Annotated in this window: 17 protein-coding genes and 1 pseudogene; 10 read left to right on the top strand and 8 right to left on the bottom strand. The window is 55.8% G+C overall.

Features of this window, described 5'->3' with window-relative positions:
* Positions 1–186: 186 nt before the first annotated feature.
* Positions 187–684, bottom strand: coding sequence for a winged helix-turn-helix transcriptional regulator (locus FXN65_RS13315; protein WP_151133658.1), 498 nt, complete (start codon positions 682–684; stop codon positions 187–189).
* A 207-nt stretch (positions 685–891) separates the two neighbouring features.
* Here FXN65_RS13315 and FXN65_RS13320 point away from each other — a divergent pair, with 207 nt between their 5' ends.
* Positions 892–1,518, top strand: coding sequence for an isochorismatase family cysteine hydrolase (locus tag FXN65_RS13320; protein ID WP_151133659.1), 627 nt, complete (start codon positions 892–894; stop codon positions 1,516–1,518).
* A gap of 11 nt (positions 1,519–1,529) precedes the next feature.
* The gene (locus tag FXN65_RS13325) at positions 1,530–2,738 is read left to right on the top strand and encodes an MFS transporter (RefSeq protein ID WP_178119321.1); all 1,209 of its coding nucleotides are present in this window, start codon (positions 1,530–1,532) and stop codon (positions 2,736–2,738) included.
* 221 nt (positions 2,739–2,959) lie between these two features.
* On the opposite strand, the gene FXN65_RS13330 is transcribed toward FXN65_RS13325, so the two are convergent.
* Entirely contained in the window at positions 2,960–3,883 is a 924-nt protein-coding gene (locus FXN65_RS13330; protein WP_151133660.1) for a LysR family transcriptional regulator, read from the bottom strand.
* 126 nt (positions 3,884–4,009) lie between these two features.
* On the opposite strand from FXN65_RS13330, the gene acuR reads away from it, so the two are divergent.
* From acuR to FXN65_RS13345, 3 genes are all read left to right on the top strand, one after another.
* Positions 4,010–4,630, top strand: coding sequence for an acrylate utilization transcriptional regulator AcuR (gene acuR / locus FXN65_RS13335; protein WP_178119322.1), 621 nt, complete (start codon positions 4,010–4,012; stop codon positions 4,628–4,630).
* Between the two features lie 45 nt (positions 4,631–4,675).
* Complete coding sequence (gene acuI, locus FXN65_RS13340) at positions 4,676–5,659, top strand: acrylyl-CoA reductase (NADPH) (protein ID WP_151133661.1); 984 nt, start codon at positions 4,676–4,678, stop codon at positions 5,657–5,659.
* A gap of 97 nt (positions 5,660–5,756) precedes the next feature.
* Entirely contained in the window at positions 5,757–6,779 is a 1,023-nt protein-coding gene (locus tag FXN65_RS13345) for a D-cysteine desulfhydrase family protein (protein WP_151133662.1), read from the top strand.
* Between the two features lie 64 nt (positions 6,780–6,843).
* Here FXN65_RS13345 and FXN65_RS13350 read toward each other — a convergent pair whose 3' ends face one another.
* Genes FXN65_RS13350 through FXN65_RS13360 form a run of 3 tightly spaced genes read right to left on the bottom strand, consistent with a single transcriptional unit; the run spans position 6,844 to position 8,451 of the window.
* The gene (locus FXN65_RS13350; protein ID WP_003291493.1) at positions 6,844–7,554 is read right to left on the bottom strand and encodes an SDR family NAD(P)-dependent oxidoreductase; all 711 of its coding nucleotides are present in this window, start codon (positions 7,552–7,554) and stop codon (positions 6,844–6,846) included.
* A gap of 28 nt (positions 7,555–7,582) precedes the next feature.
* The gene (locus FXN65_RS13355) at positions 7,583–8,239 is read right to left on the bottom strand and encodes a DsbA family oxidoreductase (RefSeq protein ID WP_151133663.1); all 657 of its coding nucleotides are present in this window, start codon (positions 8,237–8,239) and stop codon (positions 7,583–7,585) included.
* Positions 8,236–8,451, bottom strand: a complete 216-nt coding sequence (locus tag FXN65_RS13360) for a tautomerase family protein (protein WP_046614894.1) — start codon at positions 8,449–8,451, stop codon at positions 8,236–8,238. The genes FXN65_RS13355 and FXN65_RS13360 overlap by 4 nt, the downstream gene beginning before the upstream one ends.
* A 223-nt stretch (positions 8,452–8,674) precedes the next feature.
* Between FXN65_RS13360 and FXN65_RS13365 the strand changes: the two genes are divergently transcribed.
* Together FXN65_RS13365 and FXN65_RS13370 are read left to right on the top strand one after the other, a co-directional pair.
* Positions 8,675–9,589: a LysR family transcriptional regulator gene (locus tag FXN65_RS13365; RefSeq protein WP_151133664.1), complete on the top strand. Its 915-nt coding sequence runs from the start codon at positions 8,675–8,677 to the stop codon at positions 9,587–9,589.
* 200 nt (positions 9,590–9,789) lie between these two features.
* Positions 9,790–10,737: an aromatic alcohol reductase gene (locus tag FXN65_RS13370; protein WP_151133665.1), complete on the top strand. Its 948-nt coding sequence runs from the start codon at positions 9,790–9,792 to the stop codon at positions 10,735–10,737.
* 100 nt (positions 10,738–10,837) lie between these two features.
* On the opposite strand, the gene FXN65_RS13375 is transcribed toward FXN65_RS13370, so the two are convergent.
* Positions 10,838–11,086 carry a hypothetical protein gene (locus tag FXN65_RS13375; RefSeq protein WP_151133666.1) on the bottom strand — a complete coding sequence of 83 codons (249 nt, stop codon included), beginning with the start codon at positions 11,084–11,086 and terminating at the stop codon, positions 10,838–10,840.
* Between the two features lie 61 nt (positions 11,087–11,147).
* On the opposite strand from FXN65_RS13375, the gene ltrA reads away from it, so the two are divergent.
* Together ltrA and FXN65_RS13385 are read left to right on the top strand one after the other, a co-directional pair.
* Positions 11,148–12,440 carry a group II intron reverse transcriptase/maturase gene (ltrA, locus tag FXN65_RS13380; protein WP_244620735.1) on the top strand — a complete coding sequence of 431 codons (1,293 nt, stop codon included), beginning with the start codon at positions 11,148–11,150 and terminating at the stop codon, positions 12,438–12,440.
* Between the two features lie 185 nt (positions 12,441–12,625).
* A pseudogene (locus FXN65_RS13385) lies at positions 12,626–12,830 on the top strand (LysR family transcriptional regulator); the annotation flags it as partial.
* 29 nt (positions 12,831–12,859) lie between these two features.
* On the opposite strand, the gene FXN65_RS13390 reads toward FXN65_RS13385, so the two are convergent.
* Positions 12,860–13,519, bottom strand: coding sequence for an MOSC domain-containing protein (locus FXN65_RS13390; RefSeq protein ID WP_151133667.1), 660 nt, complete (start codon positions 13,517–13,519; stop codon positions 12,860–12,862).
* A gap of 110 nt (positions 13,520–13,629) precedes the next feature.
* On the opposite strand from FXN65_RS13390, the gene FXN65_RS13395 reads away from it, so the two are divergent.
* Positions 13,630–14,511, top strand: coding sequence for a LysR family transcriptional regulator (locus FXN65_RS13395; RefSeq protein WP_151133668.1), 882 nt, complete (start codon positions 13,630–13,632; stop codon positions 14,509–14,511).
* A gap of 537 nt (positions 14,512–15,048) precedes the next feature.
* Here the strand turns inward: FXN65_RS13395 and FXN65_RS13400 are convergent.
* Positions 15,049–16,074: an NAD(P)H-dependent flavin oxidoreductase gene (locus FXN65_RS13400; protein WP_151133669.1), complete on the bottom strand. Its 1,026-nt coding sequence runs from the start codon at positions 16,072–16,074 to the stop codon at positions 15,049–15,051.
* Positions 16,075–16,076 lie beyond the last annotated feature (2 nt).

The raw sequence follows: 16,076 nt of genomic DNA on the forward strand, positions 1-16,076 counted from the left end.
TCATGCTTGCCGGCCTGGCAGCAGCTTTGATCATCCTATTGAAAGAAGAGAGGGAGCCTGCCGGTACTATTCAGGCTCAGGACGCTTAGTCTTTAGGCACTGAGCGAGCCCCCGGCTAATCGCTTCCCTTCATAGCATTCACTTCCAATTCAAACATGTCAGTACAGGAAAGCCTCTTAGCCTCAGCTACTTCCGCTTGAAGGCATCACGACGAGACTCGCGTTCGTGAAGGAAACGATCGCTGATCAGCGCTTCCAAGTCCTTGCGTTCCACAGCGTCGCCGCAGTGAGGACAAACGCTGGCCACACCCACATCATGGCCGCAGGCGCGGTGCACGAAATGCACGGCCAACCCCTCATCCGGGTTCTTGCACCACTTCTCGCCCCAGGCGCGCAGCGCGTAGATCACAGGATAGAAGTCCCAGCCCTTGTTGGTCAGATGGTATTCGTAGCGCAGCGGCTTCTCGCTGTAGGGCCGGCGTTCGACCAGGCCATTCGCCTCCAGCGCTTTGAGCCGCGAAGTCAGCATCTGGGGCGTAGCGGTGGTCTGGATCTGCATTTCCTCGAAGCGTGTCGCGCCCATGTACAGCTCACGCAGGACCAAAATGGTCCATTTGTCGCCCACCAAATCCATCGAGCGTGCCACCGGGCACACCGTATCGCTTGTCACGTCCAGCATCGACATCACGCTGCTTTCTCCGCAGAAACTATTGTTTTCATAGTAACCCAGCGTGATTAACCATGTCGCATGGATTAACGCTCAAAGCCTCATCCCTGTTGACACTATGTTTTTCATAGTTAGTATGAAGCCTATGCGGCTTGCGCTGTCGCAGCGCGGCATCTGTCGGTATAGCAAACGTCCCAGAACGCCTCTCTCACCTGGAGCACCATCATGACCCATCCTGTGTATGCCTCGGAGCGGACCGCTCTGCTGCTGGTCGACCCCTACAATGACTTCCTGTCCGATGGCGGCAAGCTTTATCCCATGCTCAGAAGCGTCGCGGACGAGGTTCAACTGCTCGACAACCTGCGCAGAACCGTTGCCGCCGTGCGGGCACAAGCAATTCAGGTGTACTACGTGCCTCATCGGCGCTGGCAGCCCGGCGACTACACCCGCTGGGATCACCCCAATCCCACCCAACGCCTGATCCAGGAACGTCACACCTTTGCCAAGGGCTCCTGGGGCGGCGAATGGCATCCCGACTTCGTGCCACAGGAGGGCGACATCATCATCCAGGAACACTGGGGACAAAGCGGGTTCGCCAATACCGACCTCGATTTCCAGCTGAAGCAACGAGGCATCACACACTTGATCGTCGTCGGCCTGCTGGCGAACACCTGCATCGAATCGACCGCACGCTTCGCCATGGAGTTGGGTTATCACGTCACGCTGGTACGCGATGCGACAGCCGCCTTCAGCAAGGAAATGATGCACGCGGCGCACGAACTGAACGGGCCGACGTTTGCGCACAGCATCGTCGACACCGACGGGCTCGTACAGACTTTGCAGCAGCAGTGAAGAGGCTACGCATGTCTGCCTCTAGCGCATCGCCAATGGGGGTTTCCAGCCGCCTTGCCACACTCATGGCCATGTGCTGCGCGCTGGCGGTCTCGACCATCTACTACCACCAGCCGCTTCTGCCGCAGATGGCAGCGTCGTTTGGCATGGCGCCGACACAGGCCGGTCTGGTCGCCACGCTGACGCAGCTTGGCTATGCGCTAGGCCTGCTGTTCATCGTGCCACTCGCCGATTGCCGACAACCACGCCAACTCGCGCTGCTGGCCATCGCAGGAAATGCCGTTGCCTTACTTCTTTGCGCGGTATCACCGACTTTCATGATGCTGTGCGTAAGCAGCCTTCTGGTCGGGGTGACGGCGATCACTGCGCAGCTCATCATTCCCTGTCTGTCGGGGTTGGCTACTCCGGCTGAGCGAGGTCGAATCGTAGGGAGCCTGCTCAGCGGCCTCTCGGCAGGCCTGTTACTGGCCCGCATGCTCGGGGGCTTCGCCGGTGCACATGCGGGGTGGAGAGTCGTCTTCGTGCTGGCCTCGCTCAGCGATGTCCTACTGCTGTTCATCGTTGCCAAGCGCCTGCCCGCCACCGCGAGTCTGCAGACGATAAGCTACGGGCGGCTCCTGGGTTCGTTAGGCAGCCTGGTCAAACAGGAAAGCGTGCTGCGTTACTGCGCGGCGAGTGGCCTGCTGATGTTCGCTGCATTTAGTGCGCTGTGGGCCTCGCTTGCCGCGCTATTGGCACAACCTCCATACGGACTCGACTCCGCTACCATTGGTCTGTTTGGCCTGGTCGCGTTGTTGGGCATCGTCGCGTCACCTTATATCGGCACGCTGACCGATCGCCTGGGCAGACACATCATGGTTCTAGCCGGCGCGATGACCCTCGCCCTGGGCTTCGCCTGCATTGCAGCGGGCGGGCAACATCTTGGCTGGCTGATCCTCGGCATGGTGCTGCTGGACCTGGGCAATCGTGCCGGGCTGGTTGCCAACCAGGCACGCGTATTCACCCTGAGGACCGAGGCCAGAAGTCGGCTAAACACCGTATTCATGGGGTCGTATTTTCTGGGGGGAGCGATCGGCGCCGCATTGGGGAATTATGGCGTGCACGAGGCCGGCTGGATCGGCCTTGCCGCGGTTGGCATTCTGCTGTCTTTAGCGGCCACAGTTATCAATGCGCTTGCACCCCGTGAATCGAGCTCGACGATGGGCGAGGTTCGCCCCTGAGCGATTAAAAGACGACTCGACAGCGCATCTTTTGCTGGTTTGCTTGGCTTCCAGCCATGCCGTAAGCTGGCATTCAACTCCCAGGCGGGCGCAACACTCACCCAAGAATCGAGACATCCAATCCGCTTGGCTCCCCATCAAGCTCTCATAACTGGGTGGGGATCCTGCGTCGTGTTTCGTTCGCCCCTACTCGAACACGGAACGGGGGACCAACTTTCGTGCTAGAGCGAAGCCCACTTTTCGCGATACTGAACCAGGAAATCCACAAAAGCGCGCACCCTCTGCGGGATGTGACGACCTTGAGGGTACAACAACGTGTACGGCCTCGATCGCCCGCTAAACGGTTTCAAGACTTCGACGAGTCGCCCATCAGCGAGCTCTTGTTCCACGATGAATTTGTAGGTTTGGAATAATCCGGCACCGTTCCTGGCAAGTGTCACTCCGCCCAGCACGTCGTCGGAACAGGAATAGCTTCCAGCAGTGAATACCTCACGCTCTCGACCGTCCTCTTGGAACAACCAAGAGATACGCCGCCCGCTACTCGGAAGCTCAAATTGAATGCATTCATGCTGGTCTAGGTCCTGCAATGTCTGCGGTGCCCCGACCTTCTGCAGGTAGGCCGGAGGCGCTACGACAACCAATTTTGCATCCTCCAGTAACCTCGCAATCATCGTGGAATCAGGCTGCGCTCGTACTCGAATCGCCAGGTCGTACCCTTCTGCAACGAAGTCGATATTTCGATTACCGAGGTGGATATCAACGGTTACCTCAGGATATAGCTCCCGAAATTTTGGCAGCAACGGCAGGATTCGGTGGTGCCCATAGGTCGTAGGCAGGCTGATACGAAGGCGGCCTGAAGGTGTTGCTTGAGCGCCCATAACTGCCTGCTGGGCCTCCACCAGTTGCGTGAGCGCCTGGCTGCACTGCTCGAAAAAATCCTTTCCCACATCGGTCAATCGGATGCTTCGGGTAGTCCTTGCAAACAGCCGAGAGCCAAGCCTTTTTTCCAGGCGAAGGATCGACCTGCTCACTGCGGCCGGAGTAACGCCAGCGAGCTGCGCTGCGGCAGTAAAGCTGCCCGCTTCTGCGGACAGGCAAAACAGCTCAATACTTCCCAACTGCAGATCGTCAAAATGCCGCTTCATAGGATTTATCCGTACAGGGGCTGGTAGAAGGCTTGGTGTCGGACTGCAGTAGACGGTTGCGCCGACCGGAGAACGCTGCTTGACATTTAGACTGCTCGGTCTAATTATCCTTGGATGGACATTCCAATGAAAGCCCCCAGGCGCGGGCGCCCTCCAAAAATCTCGCGTAGCGATCCCGATACTCGGCGTGCATTGATCCGCTGTGGCGTGGAGCTGCTGACCGAGCAAGGATTCAACACTACTGGTATTGAACAGGTTCTCAAACGGGTCTCCGTACCGAAAGGCTCCTTCTATCACTATTTCGACAGCAAGGATGCCTTCGGGCGTGAGGTCCTCGCTGAATACGGAAATTTCTTTGAGCGCCGCCTGCGCCGGATCCTGCTCAACCCCCATCGAGAACCGTTGGAGCGCATCGAAGATCTGCTGCAGGAGTCGCTCATCGGCATGGAAAAGTACAACTGGCGTCGCGGCTGCCTGGTAGGCAATCTCGGCCAGGAAGTGACTTTGCTGCCCGATGATTTTCGCGATCAGATAGAGAAGATTTTTCGCGTTTGGGAGGCACTACTCAGCCAATGCCTCCAGGAAGCGCAGGCCAACCAATCGATAGCCCAGTCTGTGGAGTGTCAACAACTGGCAGCTTTTTTCTGGATTGGCTGGGAGGGCGCAATCACGCGCGCACGTCTCTGCGAAAGTGGTCACCCACTGTCGATCTTCGTCAGGGGATTTCTCACCGGCATTGCCCGGTGAGTTTTTATCGTCGATTACTAGACAATCGGTCTAAAAGGAGTCGCTATGTTCAATGCAGTCGTTGTGGAGAACCAGGAAGGCGCTAAGCAGGCCCATTACAGAGAGCTATCCGATGACCAACTGCCATCCGGCAGCGTCACCGTTGCGGTGTCTCACAGTACCCTGAACTACAAAGATGCCCTTTGCATCACAAGCCGCAGTCCGATCGCCCGGCACTTTCCCATGATTCCTGGGATCGATTTTGTAGGGGTAGTGGAGCGCAGCGAAGACAGCCGCTATCGCGAAGGCGACGCTGTTTTACTCAACGGCTGGGGTGTTGGGGAAAGTCATTGGGGCGGACTATCCCAGAAGGCCCGGGTGAGTGCAGATTGGCTGATTCCACTTCCGCAGGGGATGACACCCCGTAACGCCATGTCGATAGGCACCGCCGGTTATACATCCATGCTTAGTCTGATCGCTCTAGAGCGCGCCGGGCTCAGGCCCGATGCTGGACCAGTTTTGGTAACCGGGGCGAATGGTGGCGTCGGCAGCATTGCAGTCGCTCTACTGGCCGCCCGCGGGTATGAGGTCATTGCCTCGACTGGCCGGCTAGATGAGGCAGATCACTTGATCCAGCTGGGCGCGACGGAAGTGATTGACCGAAACACATTATCCACACCCGGTAAGCCGTTGGGCAAAGAGCGCTGGATAGCGGCGATTGACTCGGTAGGAAGTCACACCCTTGCGAACGTATGTGCTCAGACCAACGCCGACGGCTGGGTTGCCGCTTGTGGCCTGGCACAAGGCATGGATTTCCCGGCAACGGTAGCGCCCTTCATTCTGAGGGGGGTGAGCCTCTTGGGGATCAACAGCGTCACACGTCCTTATGCCGAACGAGTCGAGGCATGGGCTCGACTGAACGCGGAGCTGGATCTGTCGGTTCTGGAGCAATTAACAAGGGAAGTACCGCTTTCAGAGGTCATCCCTGTTGCAGATGACCTTTTGGCTGGAAAGATTCGCGGACGCCTCGTTGTAGATACCAGCGTTTAACCCATAGCCCAAGCGCTTTCGATGTTTTCGAAGAGGCCAGCCCTCGCGTGGGGGCTGGATCGCTATGAATGTGAAACACCAACCGGAGCACATGCCAATGAGAGATGCTCAAAAGGACATATTGGACGCTTTCGATAAAGTGACGCTCATCGAGTCGGCAACACCGATTCAGCGGCTACAAAAGCTTGAACTGCGACTGGGTATCAAGCGAGTCAATCTGTACATCAAGCGTGACGATCACATGGCATTCGCCGGGGGTGGCAACAAGCTTCGCAAGCTTGAGTTCCTGTTAGGTGAAGCGATCGCACAAGGATGCGACACAATCGTCACGACTGGCGGACTCCAATCTAACCACGCACGACTTACTGCCGCTGCATCTGCGCGACTCGGCTTGGACTGCGAACTGGTCCTCGGCAGGGTAGTGCCGCGGCATGATGCCGAGTACGAAAACAACGGCAACGTTCTGCTTGATCAGATCTATGGCGCCAAGCTCCATGTACTCCCGCAAGGGGAAAAGGCAGCCAAATTCGCAGCTAATCGAATCCAGCTGCTGATCGAAGAGGGCAAGAGACCCTACCTGATCCCTATGGGGGGATCGTCTCCTCTTGGCGCGCTGGGTTACGCCAAATGCAGTGATGAGATAATGCAGTATGAACGGGATAACGACATCCGCTTCGAGAAGGTTCTTCTACCTAACGGCAGCTCGGGTACTCATGCGGGTCTAGCTGCAGGTTTCGTCACTCGTGGACGCTCCCCGACGATCATTCGATCCTATTCAGTGTTGGGAGAGCAAGAACAGGCGGTGCAGCAAACCTTGAAGCTCGCTAACGACGCGCTGGCATTGGTTGGGTCTTCAGAGATCGCGCCCAATCAGATCGATGTAGATGGGAATCACCGGGGGGAGGGTTATGGGATTCCGACAGCTGAAGCTCTTGAGGCAATTGCATCTCTAGCTAAGACCGAAGGTATCTTGCTTGATCCGGTTTACTCTGCAAAAGCCTTTGCCGGCATGCTTCATGACATAGCTGCGGGAGATTTCGTCGAGGGGGCCAACCTACTGTTCCTATTCACAGGCGGCGGACCAGGCGTTTATGCCTATCGCAGCGCATTCGCTTTCTAAAAAACCGGTCCTCAGAGGGAGTCTGCTCATCACCGGGATGTGCCGGTGATGAGCATTCTGTCAATCAATGGCCTGCGCTCTGACCGCCGTCGACGTGCAGGATCTCGCCGGTGACAAACGAAGCGCTGTCCAAGTAAAGAATCGCTTGAACGATGTCATTGATCTCGCCCATGTGACCGACGGGGTGCAGCTTGCCGAGGGCATCGTGAGTTTCGGCGCCATGCATTGGGGTCTTGATGATGCCAGGCGATACGGCGTTAGCGCGAATGCCTCGCTTGGCATACTCAATCGCGATCGATTTGGTAGCAGCGTTGATGCCACCTTTGGTGAGGGATGCCATTACCGACGGAACGCCGTCGATTGCGTGGTCAACCAGGCTGGTGGTGACGCTGACCACATGCCCGCTACCATTCTTTTCCATTTCCGCGATGGCGAGCTGGGAGATGTAGAAGAAGCCGCTCATATTGGTCGCAACGACCTGCGCATAGTCTTCTTTGGTGTAGCTGGTGAATGGTTTGGCGACGAAAATCCCGGCGTTGTTGACGAGCGTATCGATGCGCCCGAAGCGGGCCACGGCTTCGCGCACAACTCGTTCCGCTGTGGCCGGATCCGCAATATCACCGGCAACAGTCAGGATATCTGGATCGGTCGATGGTTGAATGGAGCGCGAGGTCGCTACCACTTTGTGGCCGAGGGCTCGGAACCCTTCCACTACACCTGCACCAATGCCTTGAGATGCGCCAGTTACGATGATGACTTTTTGAGAATTGCTCATGATATTTCCTCTACGATGGATTAAGGTTTCAGTTAGACGAAGCGGCTTGTGCCGCCTGCCTTAACACTTGCTCGTAATACTCAACAGACTGTGAGCCTGCGACGACTTGCCGATTGTTCAGTACCATTGCGGGTACAGAGTTGATGCCGCGGTCCAAGTAAAAATTTTCGAGCGCTCGGACTTCATCGGTGAATTGCCCGCTTTCAAGTACTACCTGCGCTTGCTGGGCGTTCAAACCGACTTTCTGAGCCAACGCCACCAACGTCTGGTGACTGCTAGGGTTTTGCCCGTTCACGAAGTAAGCCTCAATCAGCGCTCGGTGGAGCTCGCTTTGGAGCCCTTCGTTCGCTGCCCAGAACAGCAGGCGATGTGCATCGTGGGTATTGAAAAAGTGAGTTCGCCTTTGGAGATTGAACTCAAAGCCGAGCTCCCGTCCTCTTTCAACAATCATCTGATTACGCGCCGCCACCTGCTCCGCAGTTCTTCCGTACTTGCGAATCATGTGCTGGATGGCGTCCTCACCTTCGGCAGGCATATCGGGATTGAGCTCAAACGGTTTAAACGTCAACTTGACGTCGATTTCGTCGGCTACGTTGGCGATGGCTTGGTCCAAGGCAGTCGAGCCCAATGCGCACCAGGGGCAGACAACATCAGAAACGAAGTCGATTTTTATCGTGTGCTTCATGGCTTTGACTCCGACAATTGCTTTCTGTACTCGGTAGTCGTAATGCCGGAGTAGCCCCAGTTATCAGTGTCGACTTCTTCGATCACGATGTGGGTCAACTTAGGATCTTTATGAAGCACGCGCTCCATAGTTTCAGTAATTTCTTTTATTACCTGAGCCTTTTGCTCTCGGGTAACACCATCACGAGTGATGCGGACGCTGATGAATGGCATAGGAAGTTCCTCTATCAAGTATGCATTTGGGTGATGAGCAGTTGATGGAGAAACTTTAAGAATTCAGAGCAAATTGATAAATATGCCCTGAGGTACTTCATTTGTGACCTCGTGTATCGAATCACGGGGCACCTGGGTAGGCCTTTTTTGGCTGTTACCTGTCTGTGCACAGCTGTGGCAGCCTATAGCTGCCGGTCGTGCTTCGCAGAGAAGAGGGGATGGGATGGATCGTTTGCAAGCAATGCAGGTTTTTGCCCGGGTAGTGGAGACCAACAGCTTCAATAGAGCAGCCGAGGCCTTGGGGATCATGCCATCCTCGGCCACCCGGATGATCAAGAATCTTGAGGATTACCTGGGGGTCCGCTTACTCAATCGGACGACACGACAGCTGAGCCTGACAGCGGATGGTGAGCATTACTACCGTCACTGCCGACAAGTGCTGGCTGACATTGATCGGGCGGAATCCACCTTTCCGGGCGGGAATGCCACGCCGCGAGGCAGATTGCGTGTGGATATCTCGAATTCTTTAGGTCGTCTTTTCGTTCTACCTGCAGTGCGCGAGTATCAGCAGCGATTCCCTGAGGTTGAATTGGTCATCGGCCTGAGTGATCGGACCGTAGACTTGGTACAGGAAGGCATCGACTGCGTGGTCCGTACCGGAGTGCCGCTTGACTCTGCAAGCCTGGTAGCTCGGCAAATTGGCAGTTTCGACTGGGTAACGTGCGCCTCTCCACAATACCTACAAGCGTATGGCGTACCCAGGTCCTTGGACGACTTGCAGAAGCATCAGTCAGTGGGTTACCTGTCTAGCAGGACCGGGCGATCCATCGAATGGCATTATTTGGTCAACGACGAACCCGTCTTTGTTCGAGTCCCTGAAAAGCTAGCGGTAAATGATACTGACGGCTATGTGACATGCGGGCTAGAAGGTCTTGGCCTGATACGGGTGGGCAGCTACATGGTTTGGCCCCATTTGGATTCCGGCAGACTAGTTTCAGTGCTTGAGGGTTACACCGCACCGCCCGTGCCGATCTCAGTGATGTATCACCACAGCAGTTACCACTCACCGACGCTGAGGTCGTTCGTAGACTGGGTCATTGAGCTATTCAAAAACTCAAAATTAGGACTAGGCAATTAACTCATCACACCTCCTCCCTGCATGCCAAGCGTTGAAAGCCAAATGGTGGTAGTGGTCATAATTCGATTTTTTGCAATTGTGAAATCGAGTTACGGCACAGACATCATGAATGCTTTTGTCCAAAATCGTTAACTGGCTAGCGACTGTAAGAGTCGCCAACTGCTCATACTGAGGGTTTTCAGTTCTAACGAGGTGGCTTTATGACTAACGAGACTACTTTTAACAAGCGCAAGATACTCGTGCTCGGCGCAGGTGAATTGGGGCTAGAGGTTCTGAGAGAGTTATCTGCACAAGGAGTGGCCATCGGAAAGGCAGAGGTTTCGGTAATGCTGAGGACATCATCCAGCAGTTCTTCAAGCCAACGGAGTCAACTGCTCACGGAACTGGATGCTCTTGGGGTTAGCGTGATTGCGGGGGATGTGGTGGGTGACACCCTGGAAACCATAGCCGAAACCTTTGGCAAGTTTGAGGTAGTGGTTAGTTGCGTAGGCTTTGCTGCTGGTCCAGGCACTCAGCTGAAGCTGGCCTTGGCAGCTATCGAGTCAGGTATCAGAAAATACTATCCTTGGCAGTTTGGTGTTGACTACGACGTGATCGGCCGCGGTAGCGCTCAGCCACTCTTCGACGAGCAACTTGATGTTCGTGATCTATTGCGATCGCAAAGCAGGATCGACTGGACGATTATTTCTACTGGTATGTTCACAAGCTTTCTCTTTGAGCCATCCTTTGGCGTCGTAGATCTCGAAAACAGGACAGTTAATGCACTTGGCGACTGGGATACGTCCGTTACTGTCACCACGCCTCAAGACATTGGTAAGTTGACAGCGAAAGCAGTACTTTCCGAGCCTGAAATTACCAGTAAAGTAATCTACACTGCGGGCGATACCGTTTCCTATCGTCAGCTGGCAGATCTCGTAGATGAGGCGCTGGATTGTTCCGTTGCAAGGAATGTTTGGACGATCCCTTTCTTGCAGGACGAGCTCAAAAAGGATCCCACCAATGTCTTGAAAAGATATCGGCTGGTGTTCGCGCAAGGCAATGACAACGGCGCTGGTGTAGCGTGGAACAAAGAAGTATCTTATAACTATATAGAAAATGTAAAAGTTTCAACTATAGCCGACTGGCTTAGATCCAACGCAGCGGTATAGCCTCAACTTATGACTGCTATCGCTTGCCAAATACAACAATTAAAGCTTGTTTGCTTAAAGCGGTAGCAGTCGCCGAATTGTATACCCGTTTTTTCTAGATTTAGCGTTTGGACTGCAGAGCGATCCGTGATACGGAGAAGAAACCGTTCGCTTTAATAACAATTTTAAAATCGTAACCCAGCTGCTGTGCCATATGTCGAAATGCGGCCATTTCACGTCGCGCCGGATTGCTTTCGTTGTCATCCTCAATGGTGGCACTCAGCTCGACTAAATGCTGCTCAATCATCGCTAAAACGCTATCGACGTAAGGAGATGGAATCGTGATCTGCCTGTCGCCTAGTATGCTCATCAAGTCAGCTTTCCTTTATTCCTAACTTCTGTCATAGAGAAGCAATTTTCGAATATTGGCCGTGAAACGAGTGACGGAGAATAGAGGCAAGAGGACACCGGGCGTTGACGGCAAGATCTGGTCAACCCCCACGGCCAAATCGAAGGGAGTACAGGCGTTACAGCAGCGGGGCTATCGGCCCCAACCACTGCGACGCATCTACATACCCAAAAGCAATGGCAAGCAGCGTCCGCTCGGAATTCCGACGATGCGGGATCGTGCCATGCAGGCGCTATGGAAACTGGCTCTAGAGCCTGTCGCCGAAACGCGTGCAGACCCCAACTCATATGGATTCCGGCCGCACCGGTCAACGGCCGACGCCATCGCTTATTGCTTCGACGTTCTGGCGAAACGCAGCTCAGCGCCGTGGGTGCTTGAAGGGGATATTCGAGGCTGTTTTGACAATATCAGCCACGACTGGCTTCTCGCCAACGTGCCCATGGATAAAGCAATCCTGCGTAAATGGCTTCGAGCGGGGTATGTCGATCAGGGAGCCTTGTTCGCAACGGAGGCGGGAACCCCGCAAGGGGGAATCATCTCTCCGGTACTCGCGAACTGGACGCTGGATGGACTGGAAGAGGTCGTCTACGCAAGCGTGGCTGCAACAGCGCTCCAGCGTCAGCCATTCAAAATACACGTCGTGCGGTATGCGGATGACTTCATCGTGACCGGCGCCACGCAAGCTGTTCTGCAACACCAGGTTCGCCCCGCCATCGAGGCCTTCCTGAAACAGCGTGGCATGGAACTCTCAGATGAAAAAAACCAGATAATGCATATCTCACAAGGCTTCGATTTTCTCGGCCAGAACGTACGCAAGTATGCCGGCAAGCTGCTCACCACTCCGGCTCGCAAGAGTGTGAAAGCGCTGTTGGATAAGGTTCGGGAAATCGCGAACGGAAACCGGGTGGCGACGCAGGCTAACCTGATCTTGACCCTCAACCCAGTGATCCGGGGATGGGCCATGTATCATCGTCATGTGGTCGCGGCTAAACGCTTCGCGTGGATCGACCATCGAATTTGGCAGGTGTTATGGCGCTGGGCTGTCCGCCGGCACCCCATGAAAAGTGCCCACTGGGTGAAACAGCGATACTTTCGTACCGTGGGTCAACGGCACTGGGTTTTTACTTCCAAGGAAAAAATACGCGGCATGAACCAACCGGTTTGGCTTTTTGCCGCCGCCAGTGTTTCGATTGTGCGGCATATCAAGATACGCAGCGCGACGAACCCGTTTGATCCTGCATGGACGTTTTACCTTGAGCGCCGAAGCGCGCATCGTCAGGTAGCCCGGTCTCACTCAGGCTGCTGGAAGGCTTGAGCCGTATGCGGTGAAAGTCGCACGTACGGTTCTTAGGGGGCCCTAGGCCAGCAATGGCCTGGGGGCTACCCGACTAGTGCACAGACCGATCCGGAAGGCCGCAAAAACTTTGAATTGATCGCGGTGAGAAGCGAAGAGCGTATTGGTGGCATAGTTCGCGAGTAACTCATACCAGAGACGCATAAATGACTGTGGAAAGCTTCGACCAACTCGCGATCTTCTCGACCGTGGCACAAGAGCGCAGCTTCACCCGCGCCACAGCCAAACTCGGCATGTCGCAGCCCGCCCTCAGTCGAGCGATGCGTCAGCTTGAAGAGCGCCTGGGGGACCGATTGCTTGCCGCGCACCACGCGAAGCGTTTCTCCCACGGAAGCGGGCGAACACCTGCTGTGCCAGCATCCGGAGGAGTTGGTTGTGCGCTACTCCCGAAGCCATTTCACTTTCGCTTCCAGTCGCCGCTTCCAGTCTGGTGAAAGGCCCGAAACCGTCATAAGTTCGTTGAGATCGTCGATTGACGGACGTTGAGCAATTTGTACCTGCCAGAATTGATCGATGGAAAACCGATCCGTTTTTCGTTCCAGCAGAGCTATCTTGTCGCCGACTTCGATGTAACCCGGGCTGAGAACCCGGTAGTACCAACCCGTGATCCTGGCCTGGGCCACATACACCGACATGCGCTCGACACCAGTGCGGTGGTTGATCTTCCAGCAAGGGGTGCGGGGCTGGGAGACCTGCAGGACTGCACCGCCCACCTGAAGGATGTCACCGATATGGACGTTGCATTCGGATAGATGGAACGCCGAAATATTCTCGCCCAGACTTCCGGGAATCAGGGTTGGTTCGATACCCGCGAACATCTGCGCGATCTGCGCATAGTGCTCTGCAGGGTATTGGTGAACAGCCTTCTCCGGTCCACCGTGAACTCTGGTATCGCCGTGCTCGTCGCCCACAATGCCACTCACCTCCACGCGGACACGACCTGATATCCGGCGCTTGAAAATACCGCTGAGCTGCCCGTTAGGCTCTAGGTAGCCCATCCCTCCGGCGAACAGGTGCTCGATGGTTGAGTTCAAGCTCATTTGGAAGATCTCATCATAGGTGTGAAAGGTACTGTGCCAATCCTTATGAATCCCGTAAAGTGATGCTTAGAGATTGAAGTGATCACTCATAATGATAAATAGAGGTCGTCATGGAGATGCGTCAGCTGAAAATCTTCTGTGCGGTGGCTGAGTACGGAAGCTTCACGGCCGCAGCCGAGAAGGTGTGCACAGTGCAATCCAATGTCACCATGCGGGTGAAGGAACTCGAATCCGAGTTGAACCAGCAACTGTGCATTCGACATAAGAGTGGTGTGGTGCTTACGTCAGCCGGGCAAACCGTGCTGGATTACGCGCGACGCATTCTGCAGCTCACGGATGAATGCCGCAGCGCACTGCTTGACACGGCGACGCCCATGGGACTCCTTCGGCTTGGCTCGATGGAAACGACAGCTGCCATACGGTTGCCGCAGGTTCTGACGAAGTACCGGGAAAAACACCCTCAAGTGCAACTGTCTTTGCTGACAGGCACAACCGTTGAACTGATAAAGGCTGTCGAGAGTCATCGGCTCGACGGCGCTTTTGTCGGTGGATTCCACCAGAACCCGGCGCTGTCGCAGCAAGAGGTGCTTCAGGAGGAACTGGTTCTGGTGAGCAGTCGCGAGTTCGACTCGTTGGAAAGGCTAACCAGCACCATGCCCCAGCAGACGGTGCTGGTGTTCCGTACAGGCTGTTTTTACCGCTCCACCCTTGAGCACTGGTTCTATCAGGCTGGACTTGTCCCCAGTCAGATCCTCGAAATGGGGACGCTTGACGGCATCCTCTCGTGTGTATCGGCGGGGATGGGCGTGACCTTATTGCCTCGGGCCATCGCGGAAAGCTATGGGGAAAGACACAGTATTCGCTATCACCAGCTTCCGCCCGAGATCGCTAACGTCAAGACCGTCTTTATCCGTCGGAACGACACGTTAGTCACTCCCGCACTGGCTGCTTTTATCTCCGTGGCACTCGGCCAATTCATTCCAGCAATTTAGCTTGGGGACAACGATCCTGGCGATTGCTCACCCTTGGAGTACACAGCCAGCGATGATGTGGCTGTTGTCCTTTAAGTGCTCAATCGCCTCATACGCACAAAAACTGGTTCGAGCAGCAGAATGGAGCCGGTCACGGCTATGCAACTGACAACCGCCACCGGATCGATGCCGCACAACACACCGCCCCCACTGGCAAGTGCAGGAGGGTGGCGAAACCGAGTGAATTGGATCATTAGCAGTAGCATGCAGCCTGCCGCCAGCTTTGGGTCAGCGGCTCCTGGCCAGGACACGGCTTCATTTGTGTGCACCAGGCAAAGCAACGCTGCGCCTCCAGCACTGATCGAGTGGGAGGCCAACTGCGTCAAGGCGCGAACCGCATTCGTTCTGCACGACGCTCCCGAAGCGAGAGCCGTGATCACAAGCGGGAAGGCCGCCGCTTGCGCCCCCCAAGCCCCTGCGACCCACAGACATGCCACGCCGACGAGCAGCGCGCGCATGAACGACATGGGGCCAGATGGCGTGGCGGCGGCCCAAAGGTTAGGCTTTTCCACCTGAAGCCGAATATTGGTAGCCGGCGGTAGTATGGCCAACGCCTGTGTCCCTTACTCCAGGTACCGCTGATGCTATCAATGGCAGCCCTTCAATAAGCTCCGCTACGCGCTCTGCTGCAGGTACCACGCTTCCGATCTTGCCAACACCCTGTCCAGCGTAAAGCGAAAGCTTCTGGGCCAGGCGCGGCTTGTCTATCGCACGTGCGCCGCCCCCGATGAAGCGCAGGAGATTCCACTTGTCGCGGTTGGGGATGACCCTATGCGGCGTGCCGTACTTCCAGCCAAACGAATACCCAGTCCTGTACTCGGTATCGTCTACAGTGGCCTCGACGATCTTCTGCTTGTACAGCGGATGGGCATTCGACTCCTCGCTGGCCACGAAGGCGGTGCCGACTAGAACGCCGGCTGCTCCGAGTTCCATTGCCGCCCGAACATCGTCGCGGGTTACGATGCCGCCGGCCGCTAACACCGGTCGTCCTTGTGCAATATCGAGCAACGACGGCAACAAGGACATGAGCCCGATGGTGCCCCTGTTCAGATGGCCGCCACCTTCACTACCCTGCGCTGTAAGCATGTCCGCTCCGCGCTCGAGCGCCAGTCGGGCAAGCTTGACCGAACCGACCTGCACCATGACGACAATGCCCGCATCCTTGGCTCGCGCGATCATGTCGGCATACTGCTCATCCTCCGCGTAAAACAGGGTCAGCATCTTCGGCTTTTCCTGGAGGATGACCTGGAACTGCGCTTCGAAAACGTCCGGACCTCCGAACGACGGGACAAGGTTCACTCCAAACGGCTTGTCAGTGAGTTCCCTGGTTTCCTGGATCCACTTGCGCAAGGTCTTTGGTGGTAGCCGCAGTCCACCTACCGTACCCATCCCTCCGGCATTCGCCACCGCTGCGACGAGCTTAGGACCAGAAATCGCGGCCATGCCGGCGAGAAAAATCGGGTAGCGGACACCGCATAGCCGGGTGACTTGGTTCCCAGGGAAATCCGAAATGAGGTTGTTCATGA

This window comes from Pseudomonas lalkuanensis (assembly GCF_008807375.1).
In the GTDB taxonomy this organism is placed as follows: domain Bacteria; phylum Pseudomonadota; class Gammaproteobacteria; order Pseudomonadales; family Pseudomonadaceae; genus Metapseudomonas; species Metapseudomonas lalkuanensis.